The sequence below is a fragment of the Marinobacter sp. JSM 1782161 genome (genome assembly GCF_011421605.1).
GTDB classification, from domain to species: domain Bacteria; phylum Pseudomonadota; class Gammaproteobacteria; order Pseudomonadales; family Oleiphilaceae; genus Marinobacter_A; species Marinobacter_A bohaiensis.
The window spans coordinates 51,285-67,351 of record NZ_WSSA01000007.1; the positions used below are offsets into that span (position 1 = coordinate 51,285).

Genomic DNA, 16,067 nt, shown 5'->3' on the forward strand with positions numbered 1-16,067 from the left:
AATGTACTCCCATCGGATGATCCGGGCGCGACCCTGCGCCCCTCCCTGAGTTTGGTTGAAGTGGCGAGCATGGCTGTCCAGGTCAGTGATTTTGATCGGTTCTCTTTTACGCTGTTCATGGCGTTAGCGCTCCACGCGGTCATCGTGCTGGGCGTGTCGTTTGCGCCGGACGATCCGGTGCCCGCTGCCGAAACCCTGGAAATCACCCTGTCCCAGTTCGACGACCAGGAAGACCCGGACAAGGCCGACTTCCTCGCCGCCACCAGCCAGCAGGGCAGTGGCACCCAGGATGAAAAGCAGGAGCTGACCACCACCCACCAGGCGCCGCTGAACAACAGCCAGGTCAAGCAGGTCCAGCCTCAGCCCAAGGCCCAGCAGTCATCCGAGCCCCAGCCGCAGGAAGCCCGCGAGGTGGTGACCACCACCGCCAAGTCGCAGCCGGCGGCCCAGCAAAAGCCCAGGGAAAAGCCGGTCGAGGACGCGCCGGTCAAGAAAAAGCAGAGCCTGATGGAGCGCAGCCTGGAAATCGCCAGCCTCGAAGCACGGCTTGACCGGCAGCAGCGCGCCTACGCCAAGAAACCCCGTGTCCTGCGGGTGACCGCCGCCTCCACGCTCAAGTCCGCCAATGCCTGGTACGTGCAGAACTGGGTCAGCAAGGTCACCAAGGTGGGCAACCTCAACTATCCGCCCGAAGCGCGCAGCTCGGGCATCTACGGTTCCCTGCGCATGGTGGTGGTGCTGGAGAAGGATGGCAGCGTCAAGGACGTGGAAATCCTCAACTCTTCCGGCAGCAAGGTGCTGGACGACGCGGCCATCCGCATCGTGCGTCTGTCGGCGCCGTTCGCGCCCTTTCCGCCGGAAATGCGCGAGCAGGCCGACCAGTTGGAAATCATCCGCACCTGGTCGTTCCAGCGCCGTGGCCTGAGTTCCGGCTGACGGGCGCAGCGCCGTCCCGACCGCCGCCCACGCTTTACATTTCCAGGCTTGCCAAGGCTGGCCTTGCAACGAATACTATCGGCTATGACGATTCCCGAAGACTCACTGCGTAACCGCCTTCTGGTGGCTTCGCCCTACCTGCAGGATCCCGGCTTCCACGGGACTGTCATCTATATGTGTGAGCACACCAGCGACGGCGCCATGGGCCTGGTGATCAATCGCCCCCTGGAAATCTCGGTGGGCGAGGTGCTGGAGCAGCTCGACATGGACGGCGAGGAACTCGACGATCCGGTCTATGCCGGCGGCCCGGTCCAGCCCGAGCGCGGCTTCGTGCTGCATCGTCCGTTCGGTGAGTGGCAGAGCTCCATGGCCGTCACCGATCAGCTCACCATGACCACCTCCCGCGATATCCTGGAAGCCATTGGCGTTGGCGAAGGGCCGTCCGAATTCCTCATGGCGCTGGGCTATTCCGGCTGGTCGGAAGGCCAGTTGGAGAGCGAGCTGGCCGGCAGCAGCTGGCTGGTGTGTCCGGCCCACCACGACATCCTGTTCCGTACCGAGAGCGATCAGCGTTATGCCGCCGTGCTGCGCATGATGGGCATCGACCTCAACCAGCTGACCGATACGGTAGGCCATGCCTGACGTCGGCCAGCGCCGCGTCATGGGCTTCGATTTCGGCACCCGCCGGATCGGCGTCGCCGTGGGCCAGGAAATGCTGGGTACCGCCAAGCCGGTGGCCATGCTCAAGGCCCGTGACGGTCAGCCCAACTGGGACGAGATCGCCGCGCTGGTCGAGGAGTGGCGTCCCAACCTGTTCGTGGTCGGGCTGCCGCTGAACATGGACGGCACCGAGAGTGAGATGTGCCTGCGCGCCCGCAAGTTCGGCAAACGCCTGCACGGCCGCTTCCATCACGCGGTGGAGATGATCGACGAGCGCCTCAGCAGCTTCGAGGCCAAGGGCGAGGCCATGGCCCGGGGCGGTTCCCGGGATTTCGGCACCCATGGTGTCGACGACCTGGCCGCGGTCATCATCCTGGAGACCTGGTTCGCCCGCTGATTCTGCCTTCGTTCCCCGCCCCGTGATAGACTCATGTCGCTGTTCGGATGGGGGAAACCAATGACTGCATTGCTGAAAGTGGACGCCCTGCTCGACGACCTCGAGCAAGGCCTGCGCCGTATCCTGCAGGCGCGCAACATCGATGATCCGGTGCTGATCGGCATCCGCACCGGGGGCGTCTGGCTGGCGGATGTCCTGCACAAGCGCCTGGAGCTGACCGAACCTTTCGGCGAGCTCGACATTTCCTTCTATCGGGATGATTTCTCCCGCATCGGGCTCAACCCGAAGGTGCGTCCGTCCCACCTGCCATTCGAAACCGAAGGGCGCCACATAGTGCTGGTGGACGACGTTATCATGAGCGGACGCACCATCCGCGCGGCCATGAACGAGATTTTCGACTACGGTCGACCCGCCGGCATCATCCTGGCCACCCTGATCGACCTGGGCGCGCGCGAGCTGCCCATCCAGCCGGATGTGGTGGGTCAGTCGCTCAGCCTCAAGGCCAATGAGCGGGTCAAACTGAAGGGCCCGGACCCGTTGAGCGTGGAATTGCGCCAGGCCGACGCCCCGGCGTCTTCCACCGGACAAGGAGCCTGATTCGATGACCACGACGGACGCTTCCGCCCGTGCGCTGCAGCTGAACGACCAGGGCCAGCTGCGGCATTTCCTGACGATCGACGGCCTCGATCGCGACCTTCTGACCCAGATCCTCGACACCGCCGACTCCTTCATCGAAGTGGGCGAGCGGCGCATCAAGAAAGTCCCGCTGCTGCGCGGCTGTACGGTGGTGAACCTGTTCTTCGAGTCCAGCACCCGCACCCGCAGCACCTTCGAACTGGCGGCCAAACGCCTGTCCGCCGACGTCCTCAACCTGGACATCAGCACCTCGGCCACGTCCAAGGGCGAGTCCCTGTCCGACACCCTGCTCAACCTGGAGGCCATGGCCAGCGACATGTTCGTGGTGCGCCATTCCCGCAGCGGTGCGCCCCATTTCATTGCCGAGTCGGTGACCCCGGGCGTGGCCATCATCAACGCCGGCGACGGCCGCCACGCCCACCCCACCCAGGCGATGCTGGACATGCTCACCATCCGCCAGCACAAACAGCGCTTCGAGGGGCTCAAGGTGGCCATCGTGGGGGATATCCTGCACTCGCGGGTGGCCCGCTCACAGATCCAAGCGCTCAATATCCTGGGGGCCGACGAGGTGCGTCTGATCGCCCCCAGTACCCTGCTGCCCAGCGACGTGGAAAGCCTGGGCTGCCGGGTGGACCACAACATGCAGTCCGGCCTCAAGGACATCGACGTGATCATCATGCTGCGTCTGCAGCGGGAGCGGATGGAGGGCGCCTTGCTGCCCAGTGAGCGGGAGTTCTACAAAGTGTACGGCCTCAATACCGACAAGCTGGCCTACGCCAAGCCGGACGCCATCGTCATGCACCCGGGCCCGATCAACCGGGGCGTGGAGATCGAGTCCGCGGTCGCCGACGGGCCGCGCTCGGTGATCCTCAACCAGGTCACCAACGGCATCGCCATCCGCATGGCGGTGATGTCCATGGCCATGGGAGGGCAGCGTGCCCAGAAAGGACAGGACGCGGAGGTGCGCTCATGAGTCAGTCTGAATCCCTGCGCATCGAGAACGGCCGCCTGCTGGACCCGCTGAGCGGGCAGGACAGCCGCCAGTCCCTGCTGATCCGCGACGACCGCATCGCCGCCATCGGCGCCGAGGCCGACGCAGCCCCGGCCGATCGCGTGCTGGACGCCGCCGGGGGCCTGATTACCCCGGGCTTCATTGATCTTTACTGCAACCTGCGCGAGCCGGGCAACGGCCAGAAGGGCTCCATCGCCAGCGAAACCCGTGCAGCGGCCCGGGGAGGGTACACCACCGTCTGCGCCGCACCGGATTCCTCGCCGGTCAACGACTCCAGCGCCATCGCCCACCTGATCCGTGACGTGGCGGAGCGCGATGCGCCCATCCGCGTGCTGCCGCTGGGGGCGGCCACCAAGGGGCTCAACGGCGAGCTGCTCAGCGACATGGTGGGTCTGACCCAGGCCGGCTGCGTGGCCCTGAGCAACGGCCCGGCGCCGCTGGCCAACGCGCGCATCCTGCGCCGCTGCATGGCCTACGCCCAGACTTTCGGCATCACCCTGATGCTGCAGCCCCAGAACGAGATGCTGGCGGCCGACGGCTTTGCCCACGACGGCCTGATCACCGCCCAGCTGGGGCTTCTGGGTATTCCCGAGGTGGCTGAAACCACGGCGGTGATGGAAATGATCCTGCTGGCGGAGGAAACCGGGGTGCGGCTGCACCTGAGCCAGCTGTCCGCCGCGCGCAGCGTCGACATGGTGGCCCAGGCGCGCCAGCGCGGAGTGCCGGTGACCGCCGACGTGGCCATGCATCACCTGGTCTTCACCGAACAGGCCCTGGCCGGCTTCGACAGCCGCTACCACGTGCAGCCGCCGCTGCGCTCGGAAGAGGACCGCCAGGGGCTGATCGAGGGCGTGCGCAGCGGCGCCATCAGCGCCATTGTCAGCCAGCACCAACCGCAGGACCCGGCCGCCAAGAACGCGCCGCTGGGGGACACGGAGCCTGGCCTGTCCAGCATCGAGAGCGTCCTGTCGCTGGGCCTGATGCTGGTGGAGCGCGGTGAGCTGGAGCTGCAGTCGCTGATCCGCGCGCTGACCAGTGGTCCGGCCCAGGTGCTGGGTCGTCCGGCGCCGTCCCTGGCCAGCGGCGAACTGGCGGACCTGTGCTGGATCGATCCGGATGCCCGCTGGACGGCCACGCCGGAAACGCTGCGGTCGGTGGGCAAGCACGCGCCGCTGATGGACACGCCGCTACCGGGCCGGGTCAACCGTGTCTGGGTGGCGGGTCGGGAGGCCTACAGCCGCGAGCCGGGCTTTGGCGCCGGCTAACGCGAGCGCCTGCTAAACTGATAACCGACAACAAAGGCCGGCGTTGGGCCGGCCGCACAATGTGACTGCCTGGAGATCGCTATGGGATTCCTGTCTTTCCTGCTGTTGCTGGCCATCGTCTGGTTGCTGTGGACCATTTCCCGCAACTCCACCGACGCCCTGGACAAGCAAACGGCGATGCAGCATCAGTTGATCGCGCTGGAAAAGCGGATCGAAAGCCTGGTCGAGCAGCTGGCGGACGACAAGAAAGCGAAAAGCACGTCGCCCAACCGTCGCAGCACGGCCACCAAGACCTCGACCGGAAAGAGCGGTACCGCGAAGAAAAGCGGAACCGGTTCAAAAAACAGCGCAAAAGCGGAAGCGGCCGACAAGCCGGCGGACAATTCGTCCCCCCAGTCCTGAACCGCCTTCCTGCGCCATCGGGGCGGCTATGGCCCGTCACCGTCCTGCTTGTGTGGCAGCAGTGCCCGTCATTCCCGGTCGCTGCTGCCAACGCCTCCCTCCGGATGCCCTCCTAGCCTGTTGATCAGCGATCAATCACAACAACAAGCTGGAGTGTGCCTGCATGTCCCGTCGACCCTGGTTGCGATGCCGCATGGGCGGTATCGCTCTGTTCCTGATGTTCCTGTTCGCCCGCGGTGTCCTGGCCGCCGACGGCGAGATAATCCAGCGCAGTTTCTGCGTGTTCGATCCGGTCGGCGCCAACGGCCCGCTGTTCGCGATCACCCAGACTTTCAAGCCGGTGGCCCTGCGCGAAGGGGTGGCGCTGGACCTGCGCGCCTATACCGATGAGAAGGTCGCCGCTGAGGACTTCAAGGCCGGGCAGTGCGACGCGGTGTTGCTGACCGGTACGCGCGCGCGGGAATTCAACAAGTTCACCGGCAGTCTGGAGGCGATGGGCGCGATTCCCGGCGAAGAGGAAATGCGCCTGCTGTTCAACACGTTGAGCCAGCCCAAGGCCAAGCCCCTGCTGACCAACGAGCGCTACGAAGTGGCTGGCATCTTCCCCGGCGGGGCGGTCTACCTGTTCACCCGCGATCGCCGCATCGACACCGTGGAAGAGCTGCAGGGCAAGAAAGTGGCAACCCTCGACTACGATACCGCGTCGCTCACCATGGTGCGCCACGTGGGCGCGTCGGTGGTGGGCGCCAACTCCGCCAGCTTCGCGGGCAAATTCAATAACGGCTCTGTGGACATCGCCTACGCGCCGGCGGTGGCCTACACGCCGCTGGAACTTTACAAAGGTGTCCAGCCGGATGGCGGCGTGTTCCGGTACGCCGTGGCCTACATGAATTTCCAGGTCATCCTGCATCGTGACCGCTTCCCGGAAGACGCCGGCCAGATGGTGCGTGATGAGGCGGTCAAGCGGATCAACGAGGCCTACCAGATCATTGCCCAGGCGGAGGCGGAAATCCCCGAGGACGCCTGGATGAACCCGCCGCAGGAGGACGTGGCCGAGTACGACGAAATGTTGCGCCAGGTGCGGCTGTCGCTGCTGGAGCAGGGGGTATACGACGAGCGGGCCATTCGCCTGATGAAAGCGATTCGCTGCCGGGTGGATGGGGCGCGGGCGGAATGCGCGTCGAGCTGAAGGGTGAATAGGGGAGCCGACCGGCGGCCCGGGCCGCCGGCCGCGGTGATTACTTGGACACGGCCTCTTTCAGGGCCTTGCCGGCTTTGAAACCGACGGTCTTGCTGGCGGCGATCTTCATGGTGGCGCCGGTTTGCGGGTTGCGGCCGGTGCGGGCCTCGCGCTTGCGCACGTTGAAGGTGCCAAAGCCAATCAGGGACACGTCGTCGCCCTTGGCGGTGGCGGCGGAAATCTGGTCGGTAAAGGCGGTGATGACTTCGCTGGCTTTTTCCTTGGTCAGGCCGGTCTGTTCGGCGATGGCACTGGCAAGTTCGGGTTTACGCATGAATCTCTCCTTTCGTGGTGGACTGGTGACACCGTCTTGTCGCGGTTTCACCGACTGCGGCCGGGGTTCCACCCGACCATAGGTTACAGGTATAGCGTGTCGCCGATGGCTGTCAATGACTGTCGGCGGGCCGGCAAGACCCGGGGTCATCGCTTTGAGGGCTTTGTCTCACTAATCCAGGGGCCACTCACGGATAATTCATCGCTGTAAACAAATGTTACAGGCCGTGCCGTGGTCCGACGGATCAAGTCACAGATGAACCCAACAATAACAAAGGCGCTCCAGGCGCCGCAGGACTGAAGGTGACAGGCAGATATGACAACCACAACACCATCCCGTTCCCGATTCTTCGAGGTTTTCAGGGCTATCCTGGCGACCGGCGGACTGATCGTGTCGCTGGCGGGCTGTGGCACCATGAACAACATGCTCTATTCCACCACCGGCGATGTGATGCAGGGCTTTTCCAGGGAACACACCATGCCCTACCTGCTGCACTCCGGCGACCTGGACATGGCCTGCTCCATGAGCGAATCGGTCCAGCCGCTGCTGATGTCGTTCGGGCGGGTCACCGACGATCCCGATCAACTGGCGGTGATGCTCAACCTGCAGGCGGCGGGCTGCGCCGAGGACCGCGCCCGATCCGCCGAACTGGCCAGCATTGGCGCCCTGCGAGCGCGTCAGCCGGACCAGGCACAGGATGCCCAGATCCAGCAGAAGCGTTACTACGCCCTGGCGGCGGAACGCTATTTCCAGGGCTGGAAGCACTTCAAGGCGCACTACGGCGAGCCGGGGACCGGCGAGTGTCCGGATTTCGACGAGGACCTGGACGAGTTCATCTACCTGGCGGGTCTGCTGTCCGGCCTGCAGGCGCTGAATGCGGAAATCCAGTCCACCGTGCCCGTGGGTGTGCCGCGTAACGTCGGATCCGTGGTGGCGCGGGCGTCCGGCTGCCTGGACAACGACAAGTGGTGGGGCGCGCCCATGGCCCTGCGGGCCACGGTCTGGGCGATGATTCCGGGCACCGAACCCCAGGGCGAGAACGCCTTTGAGCGGCTGGCGGCCTCCGACGCCATCGGCGAGGCGGATGCCGTGCGCATCAGCCACGTCTTCCACGCCATCGCCGCCTGGAACCAGGGCGACATGGCCCAGGTGAGGGCGGTCATCAGGCGCCACGCGGAAGCGATCAGCAGCCAGCCGGCGGATCCCGAGTGGGTGCTGGTGGACCGCATCGCCACCCGCAACATCCTGGCGCTGTCGGACAAGCTGTGGATGGAGAACACCGGCCACCGCACGCCCGTCGGCGGTCTGGGCACCTTCTGGAACGATCCGGCGCCGACTGGCGAGGTGATGGAGCTGGACTCGCTGCTGTGAACGCGGCGGTCGCCCGCCAGCCACTCATGCCTCACAGGGACGATCCGCCATGCCGGTAACCGTGCTCAGCCAATCCGTGCCCTCGCGCAGTGGGCTGGAGTGGTTCTCCTCGCTGCCCGCCTGCCTCCTGCTCCTGCTGGTGGTGCTGTTTTCCACCAGCAGCGATATTCACAACCAGATGCTGCGCTTCGGCGAGCAGACCTGGAACGGCTATTACAAGCTGCGCACCGATCCGGTCGCCCCGCAGTGCAACCCGGCCCAGGACGTCGAGGCGGCGGTGGCGCGCAAGCTGGCGGAATCGCGCCAGGCCCAGGATGACCCGCTGATGGGCCTGCTCGGCGAGCAGGCGGCGGATCCGGCGGATGTCCGCGCGGCGGTGGAGAATGCCGTGGCCCTGTGCCGGGAGAAACACACCGAGTTCGCGAGCCTCCAGGGCCAGCTCACACCGGCCCTGGAAGCATACCGGGCCGTGGAGCGGGCGGTGGCCGACCTGATTGCCCTGGGTCTCACCTCCCAGCGATACATCCTGGTGGTGCTGGTGATGCTCTGTGCGGCTACGGCCACGTTGACCCGTCACCACATCGCCATGCGCGCCATCGAGACGCGGCGGGACTACCGCGTCTCCTACGGCCTGCAAACCCTCGCCAACCTGATGCTGCTGGGTTCCAGCCTGCTGTTCCGCCAGACCTCCCACGACGCCGCGGCCATCAGCCTGGAGCGGGAGATCCTGCACGATCTGTGGATTGTCGGCTTCGCCGCGCTCAGTCTGGCCAGCGCCTATCGGCTGTGGCGCGTGCCGGATGATCTGGCACCGCGCGGCGACTGGTTCAAGGCCGGGCTGGCGGTGCCGTTGTACACCGGCATGTGCCTGGTCTCGGGCACCTACTTTGCGCTGCAGGGCCACGCCGCCGGTATTGGCGTCTACCTGGACAAGATGATGGAGCTGGCCGACATGTTCCTCAACGTGGCGCTCTACGTCTGGGTCGGCATGATGCTCAAGCAGACGCGGCTGGCGACCCTGGTTTTCAACGTGTTCCGGCCCTGGCGGCTGCCGCCGGAAATGCTGGCGGTGGTTGCGGTGATCGTGGCGGCGGTGCCGACGGCCTACACCGGCGCGTCGGGGATCTTCGTGATCGCGGCAGGCGCGGTCATCTACTCCGAGCTGCGCGCGGCCGGCGCCCGTCGGCACCTGGCGCTGGCGGCGACGGCCATGTCCGGTTCCATGGGGGTGGTGCTGCGGCCCTGCCTGCTGGTGGTGGTGATCGCTTACCTGAACCGGGAAGTGACCACCGATGACCTGTTTGGCTGGGGTGTCTGGGTGTTCATGCTCACCGCGGTACTCTTCCTTGTCGTGTCGCTGAGCGTGAATCGCCAGAGTCGTTTCCAACTGGCGCCTGTTTCGGAAGCCGGGCCGGCCATGATGCGGGCGCTGGTTCCCCTGGCCCCCTACGCATTGGTGACGGCCGCGGTGGTCCTGGGCTACCGCTGGCTGCTGGATGTGGACATGGATGAGTTTTCCGCCCCCCGTATCCTGCCGGTGATTATGCTGGCGCTCCTGGTCTACGAACACCTGTCACCGGGGCGCTCGGAAAAGCGCGACGGAAGGCGTCTCAACCGGCCGGGGATCGAGCGCTGCGTGCGCGGCGCTACCAACGACACCACCTCGGAAATTGGCGCGCTGTTGCTGTTGCTGGGATTGTCGGTGAGCATCGGCGGGGTGATCGAGCGGGCGGAAATCATGCAGATGCTGCCCCAGGCGTTTGCCTCGCCCTGGACCGCGATGGTGTTGATGGTGGTGGTGCTGGTGATTCTGGGCATGATCATGGACGCCTTTGGCGCGGTCATCCTGGTCAGCGCCACGGTGGCGACCATGGCCTACGCCAGCGGCATCGATCCGATCCACTTCTGGATGACCACGCTGGTGGCCTTCGAGCTGGGTTACCTGAGCCCGCCGGTGGCGCTGAACCATCTGCTGACGCGCCAGGTGGTGGGCAAAGCGGAAGTCTCGGCGGCTATGGCCCAGACCGGCACCTTCTACCAGCGCCATGAGCGGATCATCATGCCGTTGATTGTCATGGGCATTGCGTTGCTGTTGGTGGCATTTGTGCCGTTGGCTTTTTATGCGTGATGAGATTCTTTGCGAAGGGTGAATCTCAGATAGCCCCACTTTCAGAGTGTGCTCTACAGGTTGCGGTTAAAAGCCTCTCCCGCCAGGGGAGAGGGAGCTGGCCTGTGCAAACCGGCAACATAGGTAACACCTCAAACCGGGGGCGTGGGTGATACGCTTCCTAGGTTGGCGCTGACGCAGGAAGCCCAACAGGGCGCGTCAATAGGCTGATACCCCATTCTCGCCTGATCGTTTGCTGGGCTTCCTGCGTTAGCCCAACCTACCTGTTTTCTATCATCCGGGCACAAAAAAGGCGCCCATCGGGCGCCTTTCTCAAACAACCGTTCCGGATCAGGCTTTGGGGCCTGCCGCCACGATGGCGTCGGAAACGTCGAACTTGGTAAAGTTGTCGACGAACTGGTTGATCAGTTCCTGGGCCTTGGCGTCGTACTCGGCCGGATCGCTCCAGGTGTTGCGCGGGTTCAGCAGCTTGCTGTCCACGCCCGGAACGTTGGTCGGTACGTCCAGGTTCAGCTTGTCCAGGTGTTCCACCTCGGCACCTTCCAGGTCGCCGTTCTGGATGGCGCTGATGATGCCGCGGGTGGTGGGGATGCTGAAACGCTCGCCGACACCGTAGGGGCCGCCGGTCCAGCCGGTGTTGACCAGGTAGACCTTGCTGCCGAACTCTTCCATCCGCTTCATCAGCAGCTCGGCGTAGACGCCGGCCGGGCGCGGGAAGAACGGTGCGCCGAAGCAGGTGGAGAAGGTGGATTTCAGCTTGGAGGACGAGCCCATCTCGGTGGAGCCCACCAGCGCGGTGTAGCCGCTCAGGAAGTGGTAGGCCGCCGCTTCCTTGTTGAGCAGGGACACGGGCGGCAGGACGCCGGTCATGTCGCAGGTCAGGAAGACGATGGACGATGGCTCGCCGGCGCGGTTCTCGAGGACGCGCTTCTCAACGTGCTCCAGCGGGTAGGCGCAGCGAGAATTCTCGGTCAGGGAAACGTCGGTGTAGTCCGGCTCGCGGGTCTCGTCGTCGATCACCACGTTTTCGACGATGGCGCCGAAGCGGATGGCGTCCCAGATGATCGGCTCGTTCTTCTGGCTCAGGTCGATGCACTTGGCGTAGCAGCCGCCTTCGATGTTGAAGACCGTGCCCGGGCCCCAGCCGTGCTCGTCGTCACCGATCAGGAAGCGATCCGGATCGGCGGACAGGGTAGTCTTGCCGGTGCCGGACAGGCCGAAGAACAGGCAGGTTTCGCCGTCTTCGCCAACGTTGGCGGAGCAGTGCATCGGCAGCACGTCTTTTTCCGGCAGCAGGAAGTTCTGCACGGAGAACATGGCCTTCTTCATCTCACCGGCGTAGTGCATGCCGGCGATCAGCACCTTGCGCTTGGCAAAGTTGATCATCACCGTGCCGTCGCTGTTGGTGCCGTCGCGCTCGGGATCGCACTGGAATCCGGCGGCGTTGAGAATCTGCCACTCCTGCTTGTCCGCCGGGTTGAAGCTGTCCGGGCGGATGAACAGGGTGCGGCCGAACAGGTTCTGCCAGGCGGTTTCGGTGGTCATCTTGACCGGCAGGTAGTGCTCCGGATCGGAACCGACGTGGACGTGAGATACGAACTGGGTCTTGTCCGCCAGGTAGGCTTCAACCCGGTCCCACAGGGCGTCGAACTTGTCCCCGTCGATGGGGCGGTTGATCGGGCCCCAGTGGATCGCGTCGGAGGTGCTGGGCTCCTCGACGATGAACCGGTCCATCGGTGAACGGCCGGTCCGCTTGCCGGTTTTGACAACCAGTGACCCGTTGGCAGCCAGACGGCCTTCTTTGCGCTCCAGCGCCAGTTCGACCAGTCGTGCTGTACTCAAATCAGTGTAAGTGTTACTCACTTCTCGACCTCGCCCTCGAGTAGTTTCGGCATTGTTCGATCCGGCGCAGGAGGCGGGCTAACCCACCCGAATCTGGCGGTTTTATGAACAATCGGATTCGCACAGGCGCGCTATTATGCCAGAGAGCTGTTCAAAAAACGACTGCCCGCAAAGCCCGTGGTTGACGGCTTTGCGGGCATTTCGAACGGCTCCCGGCAGCGTGCTCAGTGCAGTGGGTGTCCGTGGAACAGTTGATCGATCTCGTTCCGGTCAAACCGGTACTGCGTATGGCAGAACTGGCAATCCATCTCGATGGAGCCCTGCTCATCGAGAATGCTGTAGCACTCGTCCTTGCCGACGGATTCCAGCGCGGCCAGGGTACGCTCCCGGGAGCAGCTGCACTGGAAACGCACCGTTTCCGGATCGAACAGACGCAGCGTTTCTTCGTGGAACAGGCGATGCAGCACGGTTTCGCTGTCCAGACCCAGCAGCTCCTCCGCCTTGATGGTACTGGCCAGGTGGCCGACCCGTTGCCATAGATCGTCGTCGGCGCTGGTGGCGCCCGGCAGGCGCTGCAGCATCAGGCCGGCGGCCTGCTCGCCGTCGGCGAACAGGAACAGGCGCGTGGCAATCTGCTCGGACCGTTCGAAATAGTCTTCCAGGCACTCCGACAGGCTGTCGTGCTCGCGCGGCACCACGCCCTGGTAGCGCTGGCCGCGATCCGGAGTGATGGTGATCGCCATGCGCCCCTCGCCGAGCAGCTCGTCCAGGCTTTCGCCGTCGGGTGCCGTCTCGTAGCGGGCGATACCGCGTACCGCCCGGTCGTGGCTGCACTCGGCCAGCAGCATGCGAACCGGCCCTTCGCCCTGGGCCTGGATGGACAGCGAGCCCTCGAACTTGAGGGTGCCGGACAGCAGCACACTGGCGCTCAGGGTTTCGCCCAGCAGATGCTGGATGCGGTCGGGGTAGGCGGCCTGGGACAGGATTTCGCGATAGCTGTCGGACAGGCGCACCCACTCGCCCCGGACCTGGCTGTCTTCAAAAAGGAATCGCTGGAACTGATCGTCCAAAGCCATGTACGGACCTCTTGCGGAATACGCGGATAATTCGGTTTCGGTTGTGCAGGCGACTGTGCGGGCCGTGCCGGACCTACAGTCCCTGCTGCTCACGGAAGCGTTGCAGGTCGCGGCGGTCCTTCTTGGTCGGCCGGCGGGCGGGGGGCAGCTGGGCGGCCTGCATGGTCTTGCGCTGCCAGGCCATTTCCTCGCGCCGCTTCTCGCTTTCCTGTGTCTCGTGGTAGAGCTTCTGGGCCTCGGGTGCGCCGCGGCGGCGGTCGCTGATGTCGTCGATGACGACTTCCTTCTCCTGGTGGCCCAGTCTCAGGCGCAGCCGAGCGCCCACTTCCACGGCCTTGCCGGGCTTGGTGCGCTGGCTGTTGTAGTGGACCTTGCCGCCTTCGATGGCTTCCTTGGCAATGGTCCGGGTCTTGTAGAAACGTGCGGCCCAAAGCCATTTGTCGAGCCGCACACGGTCACTCGTGTCCGTTGAACTCATGATGCTCCGGTTCTAGTCGGTCGATACCTGCTGTCGCCATGACGTCGTTACCCGTCAGTATAACGTGATCAGCCCGGCGATGGGACGATAGGAATGCTCGAAGACCCTGATCGGAAAATCCTCTTACCGGGCAATGGGCTCGCCGCTGACCGGATGCAGGAGTTCATCGAAGTGCGCGATCGACGCCAGCCCGTCGTGGGCCGGTCGCACCGGCTCGCGGCTGTCCGGTGCCAGAATCGCCAGCAGGTGCCCGATGCCGGCGCGACGGGCGCTGTCCAGTACCGGCAGGCTGTCGTCCACCATCAGGGTGCGTTCCGGGCGATAGGGCTCGGTGTCGGCCAGGTCGGCCCAGAACTGGAGGTCTTCCTTGGGGCGCCCGAAGTCGTGGGTCGACAGGACCCGGTCAACATGCTGATCCAGGCCGGTTTTCTCCAGCTTCAGGGCCAGCGGTTTGGGGTGGCAGTTGGTGACGATCACACAGCGCCGGCCGCTGGCGCGAATCGCCGACATGAAGGCCCGGGCGTGCGGACGGTAGGCAATGCGGTCGCCGACTTCGCGCTTGAGGGCGGTGATGTCGACGTCCAGGCGATCGCTCCAGTAGTCCACGCAGTACCACTGCAGGGAGCCTTTTTCCGACTCGATCCGGGGAATGATGTGGGCCCGGGCATCCTCGTGGCTGATGGCCTTGAGTTCGGCGTAGCGACGGGGCAGGTGTTCGAGCCAGAAATGGCTGTCGAAGTGCAGGTCCAGCAGTGTTCCATCCATATCCAGGAACACGGTATCGAGCGCTGGCCAGTCGATCATGGCGGCAGTCCCGCGGTTAAAGAATGTGCCGCCAGACTGCCGCAATCCCGGTGAGGGGGCAATAGGGCCTTGCCGTGACTAGTCCGCGGCGCCAACCGTATCCTGCTTGCGGCCGGAATGGATGCAGCCCAGGCAACGCACGAAGGTGGAGCGGGCCGGGCCCAGCACCAGTTTTTCACCGGCATCGGCGGCGTTGCCGCCCAGCAGGGAGAAGGGCAGGGAAACGATGTAGACGGCGGTGCCGACCACGGTCGTGGCCAGCAGCAGCGGGCGCGCGATCACCGCATCGGCCGCCATCTCGGCCGCGTTTGGCTCATTGTCCATGGACTGGGCGTGGCTGATTGAGGAAAAGGCCATCAGGGTCATGGCCAGGGTCATGGTACATACACGGACAAGCTTGGTGATCATCGTTCTGCTCCTGGAATCGGTACACCTGGGCGAGGGCATTCCCCCGCCAACCGTGCGGGATGGGTCCTTCCTGACGGATGCCTCGAACGTTTCCAGAGCCCGAATCCGGGCACAGAAAAATCGTCCGCGAAGAGCCCCCTGCGGTCCCTTAACTATGTACCAAATCCCTGTAATTTCAAACGTCGGGATCAGCAATCGGTCGGTCAGCGCTGGCAGCGGGGGCAGTAGACCGTGGAACGCTGGCCGAGGCGGATTTCCTTCAACGGCGTGTCGCAGTGGCGGCAGGGCTCGCCGCCGCGCCCGTAGACGTTGAGAGACTGGGCAAAGTAGCCCGGTTTGCCGTCGCTGTTGATGAAGTCGCGCAGGGTGGTGCCGCCCATGAGGATGGCGGCGGTGAGGATCTCCCGGATGGCTTCCACCAGGCGCATCATGCGCGCCTTGCCCACCTTGCCGGCGGGGCGCTTGGGGTGGATGCCGGCCATGTATAGGGCTTCGTTGGCGTAGATGTTGCCCACGCCGACGACGATTCGGCTGTCCATGATGAAGGTCTTGATCGCCGTGCTGCGGCCGCGGGACTGGCGGTAGAGCTGATGGCCGGTAAAGGCCACCGGGTCCAGCGGCTCCGGGCCCAGATGGCTGATCAGCGGGTGGGCGTCCGGGTCGTCGCTCCACAACCAGGCGCCGAAGCGCCGCGGGTCGTTGTACAGCAGCCGGTGATTGTCGCCCAGGTCCAGCTCCACGTGGTCGTGGGTCAGTCGCGGGCTGCCGTCGGTGACGATGCGCAGGCTGCCGGACATGCCCAGGTGGATCATCAGCGTGCCACTGTCGAAGCGCACCAGCAGGTATTTGGCGCGGCGGTCGACTTCCCGCGCCAACTGGCCGGTGAGGTGCTGCGCCAGGTCGTCGGGGATCGGCCAGCGCAGGCGCGGTTCGTGCACCTGGACCGAGCGGATGGTGCGCTGCTCCAGGAACGGGGCGATGCCGCGACGGGTGGTTTCGACTTCGGGGAGTTCGGGCACGGGAATATCCTTGCGGGACCGGTCAGCTGAGGGCGGATTGTCGCCCACCCGGCGCCAATGTCAATGCGGCGCATCCGCCACAATTCGTTACCGGGGCACACAATCGGCAATCGCCGGCA

At 64.9% G+C, this 16,067-nt stretch carries 17 protein-coding genes; 10 read left to right on the plus strand and 7 right to left on the minus strand.

Features of this window, described 5'->3' with window-relative positions; translation table 11 throughout:
- Positions 1 to 69: 69 nt before the first annotated feature.
- The 8 genes from GQB00_RS21410 to GQB00_RS21445 all read left to right on the plus strand — a co-directional run bounded on the left by GQB00_RS21410 (position 70) and on the right by GQB00_RS21445 (position 6,497).
- The gene (locus GQB00_RS21410; RefSeq protein ID WP_111498523.1) at positions 70 to 936 is read left to right on the plus strand and encodes an energy transducer TonB; all 867 of its coding nucleotides are present in this window, start codon (positions 70 to 72) and stop codon (positions 934 to 936) included.
- An 84-nt stretch (positions 937 to 1,020) separates the two neighbouring features.
- Complete coding sequence (locus tag GQB00_RS21415) at positions 1,021 to 1,578, plus strand: YqgE/AlgH family protein (RefSeq protein ID WP_204355893.1); 558 nt, start codon at positions 1,021 to 1,023, stop codon at positions 1,576 to 1,578.
- Positions 1,571 to 1,993 (plus strand): Holliday junction resolvase RuvX, encoded by a 423-nt coding sequence (gene ruvX / locus GQB00_RS21420; RefSeq protein ID WP_165857742.1) that lies wholly within the window; start codon positions 1,571 to 1,573, stop codon positions 1,991 to 1,993. The genes GQB00_RS21415 and ruvX overlap by 8 nt, the downstream gene beginning before the upstream one ends.
- 60 nt (positions 1,994 to 2,053) lie before the next feature.
- Positions 2,054 to 2,590, plus strand: coding sequence for a bifunctional pyr operon transcriptional regulator/uracil phosphoribosyltransferase PyrR (gene pyrR / locus GQB00_RS21425; protein ID WP_111498525.1), 537 nt, complete (start codon positions 2,054 to 2,056; stop codon positions 2,588 to 2,590).
- A gap of 4 nt (positions 2,591 to 2,594) precedes the next feature.
- Positions 2,595 to 3,602, plus strand: a complete 1,008-nt coding sequence (locus tag GQB00_RS21430) for an aspartate carbamoyltransferase catalytic subunit (RefSeq protein ID WP_111498526.1) — start codon at positions 2,595 to 2,597, stop codon at positions 3,600 to 3,602.
- Positions 3,599 to 4,906, plus strand: coding sequence for a dihydroorotase (locus GQB00_RS21435; protein ID WP_165857743.1), 1,308 nt, complete (start codon positions 3,599 to 3,601; stop codon positions 4,904 to 4,906). Before GQB00_RS21430 ends, GQB00_RS21435 begins: the two co-directional genes overlap by 4 nt.
- Positions 4,907 to 4,987: 81 nt before the next feature.
- Positions 4,988 to 5,308, plus strand: a complete 321-nt coding sequence (locus GQB00_RS21440; RefSeq protein ID WP_111498528.1) for a hypothetical protein — start codon at positions 4,988 to 4,990, stop codon at positions 5,306 to 5,308.
- A 217-nt stretch (positions 5,309 to 5,525) separates the two neighbouring features.
- Entirely contained in the window at positions 5,526 to 6,497 is a 972-nt protein-coding gene (locus GQB00_RS21445) for a putative solute-binding protein (protein ID WP_228276989.1), read from the plus strand.
- Positions 6,498 to 6,546: 49 nt separating this feature from the next.
- Here GQB00_RS21445 and GQB00_RS21450 read toward each other — a convergent pair whose 3' ends face one another.
- Entirely contained in the window at positions 6,547 to 6,822 is a 276-nt protein-coding gene (locus tag GQB00_RS21450) for an HU family DNA-binding protein (protein ID WP_111498530.1), read from the minus strand.
- Positions 6,823 to 7,137: 315 nt separating this feature from the next.
- On the opposite strand from GQB00_RS21450, the gene GQB00_RS21455 reads away from it, so the two are divergent.
- Together GQB00_RS21455 and GQB00_RS21460 are read left to right on the plus strand one after the other, a co-directional pair.
- Positions 7,138 to 8,193 carry a hypothetical protein gene (locus tag GQB00_RS21455; RefSeq protein WP_207950915.1) on the plus strand — a complete coding sequence of 352 codons (1,056 nt, stop codon included), beginning with the start codon at positions 7,138 to 7,140 and terminating at the stop codon, positions 8,191 to 8,193.
- A 49-nt stretch (positions 8,194 to 8,242) separates the two neighbouring features.
- On the plus strand, positions 8,243 to 10,321 hold the full coding sequence (locus GQB00_RS21460) for a TRAP transporter large permease subunit (protein WP_165857745.1): 2,079 nt from the start codon (positions 8,243 to 8,245) through the stop codon (positions 10,319 to 10,321).
- Between the two features lie 330 nt (positions 10,322 to 10,651).
- Here the strand turns inward: GQB00_RS21460 and GQB00_RS21465 are convergent, their stop codons facing one another.
- The 6 genes from GQB00_RS21465 to mutM form a co-directional block, all read right to left on the minus strand.
- On the minus strand, positions 10,652 to 12,184 hold the full coding sequence (locus GQB00_RS21465) for a phosphoenolpyruvate carboxykinase (protein WP_111498532.1): 1,533 nt from the start codon (positions 12,182 to 12,184) through the stop codon (positions 10,652 to 10,654).
- A 203-nt stretch (positions 12,185 to 12,387) separates the two neighbouring features.
- The gene (hslO, locus tag GQB00_RS21470; RefSeq protein WP_165857746.1) at positions 12,388 to 13,239 is read right to left on the minus strand and encodes an Hsp33 family molecular chaperone HslO; all 852 of its coding nucleotides are present in this window, start codon (positions 13,237 to 13,239) and stop codon (positions 12,388 to 12,390) included.
- A 73-nt stretch (positions 13,240 to 13,312) separates the two neighbouring features.
- Positions 13,313 to 13,717: a ribosome-associated heat shock protein Hsp15 gene (gene hslR, locus GQB00_RS21475; RefSeq protein ID WP_111498534.1), complete on the minus strand. Its 405-nt coding sequence runs from the start codon at positions 13,715 to 13,717 to the stop codon at positions 13,313 to 13,315.
- Positions 13,718 to 13,840: 123 nt separating this feature from the next.
- Positions 13,841 to 14,521, minus strand: a complete 681-nt coding sequence (gene yrfG, locus GQB00_RS21480; protein ID WP_165857747.1) for a GMP/IMP nucleotidase — start codon at positions 14,519 to 14,521, stop codon at positions 13,841 to 13,843.
- A gap of 78 nt (positions 14,522 to 14,599) precedes the next feature.
- Complete coding sequence (locus GQB00_RS21485) at positions 14,600 to 14,929, minus strand: hypothetical protein (protein ID WP_111498536.1); 330 nt, start codon at positions 14,927 to 14,929, stop codon at positions 14,600 to 14,602.
- A gap of 203 nt (positions 14,930 to 15,132) precedes the next feature.
- Positions 15,133 to 15,948, minus strand: coding sequence for a bifunctional DNA-formamidopyrimidine glycosylase/DNA-(apurinic or apyrimidinic site) lyase (mutM, locus tag GQB00_RS21490; RefSeq protein WP_165857748.1), 816 nt, complete (start codon positions 15,946 to 15,948; stop codon positions 15,133 to 15,135).
- Positions 15,949 to 16,067: the final 119 nt, after the last annotated feature.

Excerpts from the sequence above, each read along its gene's own strand:
- GQB00_RS21450 (WP_111498530.1), bottom strand. The coding sequence starts at position 6,822 with ATGCGTAAACCCGAACTTGCCAGTGCCATCGCCGAACAGACCGGCCTG.
- hslR (WP_111498534.1), bottom strand. The coding sequence starts at position 13,717 with ATGAGTTCAACGGACACGAGTGACCGTGTGCGGCTCGACAAATGGCTT.
- ruvX (WP_165857742.1), top strand. The coding sequence starts at position 1,571 with ATGCCTGACGTCGGCCAGCGCCGCGTCATGGGCTTCGATTTCGGCACC.
- GQB00_RS21485 (WP_111498536.1), bottom strand. The coding sequence starts at position 14,929 with ATGATCACCAAGCTTGTCCGTGTATGTACCATGACCCTGGCCATGACC.
- hslO (WP_165857746.1), bottom strand. The coding sequence starts at position 13,239 with ATGGCTTTGGACGATCAGTTCCAGCGATTCCTTTTTGAAGACAGCCAG.
- GQB00_RS21440 (WP_111498528.1), top strand. The coding sequence starts at position 4,988 with ATGGGATTCCTGTCTTTCCTGCTGTTGCTGGCCATCGTCTGGTTGCTG.
- GQB00_RS21445 (WP_228276989.1), top strand. The coding sequence starts at position 5,526 with ATGTTCCTGTTCGCCCGCGGTGTCCTGGCCGCCGACGGCGAGATAATC.
- GQB00_RS21415 (WP_204355893.1), top strand. The coding sequence starts at position 1,021 with ATGACGATTCCCGAAGACTCACTGCGTAACCGCCTTCTGGTGGCTTCG.
- GQB00_RS21460 (WP_165857745.1), top strand. The coding sequence starts at position 8,243 with ATGCCGGTAACCGTGCTCAGCCAATCCGTGCCCTCGCGCAGTGGGCTG.
- GQB00_RS21435 (WP_165857743.1), top strand. The coding sequence starts at position 3,599 with ATGAGTCAGTCTGAATCCCTGCGCATCGAGAACGGCCGCCTGCTGGAC.
- pyrR (WP_111498525.1), top strand. The coding sequence starts at position 2,054 with ATGACTGCATTGCTGAAAGTGGACGCCCTGCTCGACGACCTCGAGCAA.
- GQB00_RS21455 (WP_207950915.1), top strand. The coding sequence starts at position 7,138 with ATGACAACCACAACACCATCCCGTTCCCGATTCTTCGAGGTTTTCAGG.
- yrfG (WP_165857747.1), bottom strand. The coding sequence starts at position 14,521 with ATGATCGACTGGCCAGCGCTCGATACCGTGTTCCTGGATATGGATGGA.
- GQB00_RS21410 (WP_111498523.1), top strand. The coding sequence starts at position 70 with ATGGCTGTCCAGGTCAGTGATTTTGATCGGTTCTCTTTTACGCTGTTC.
- GQB00_RS21430 (WP_111498526.1), top strand. The coding sequence starts at position 2,595 with ATGACCACGACGGACGCTTCCGCCCGTGCGCTGCAGCTGAACGACCAG.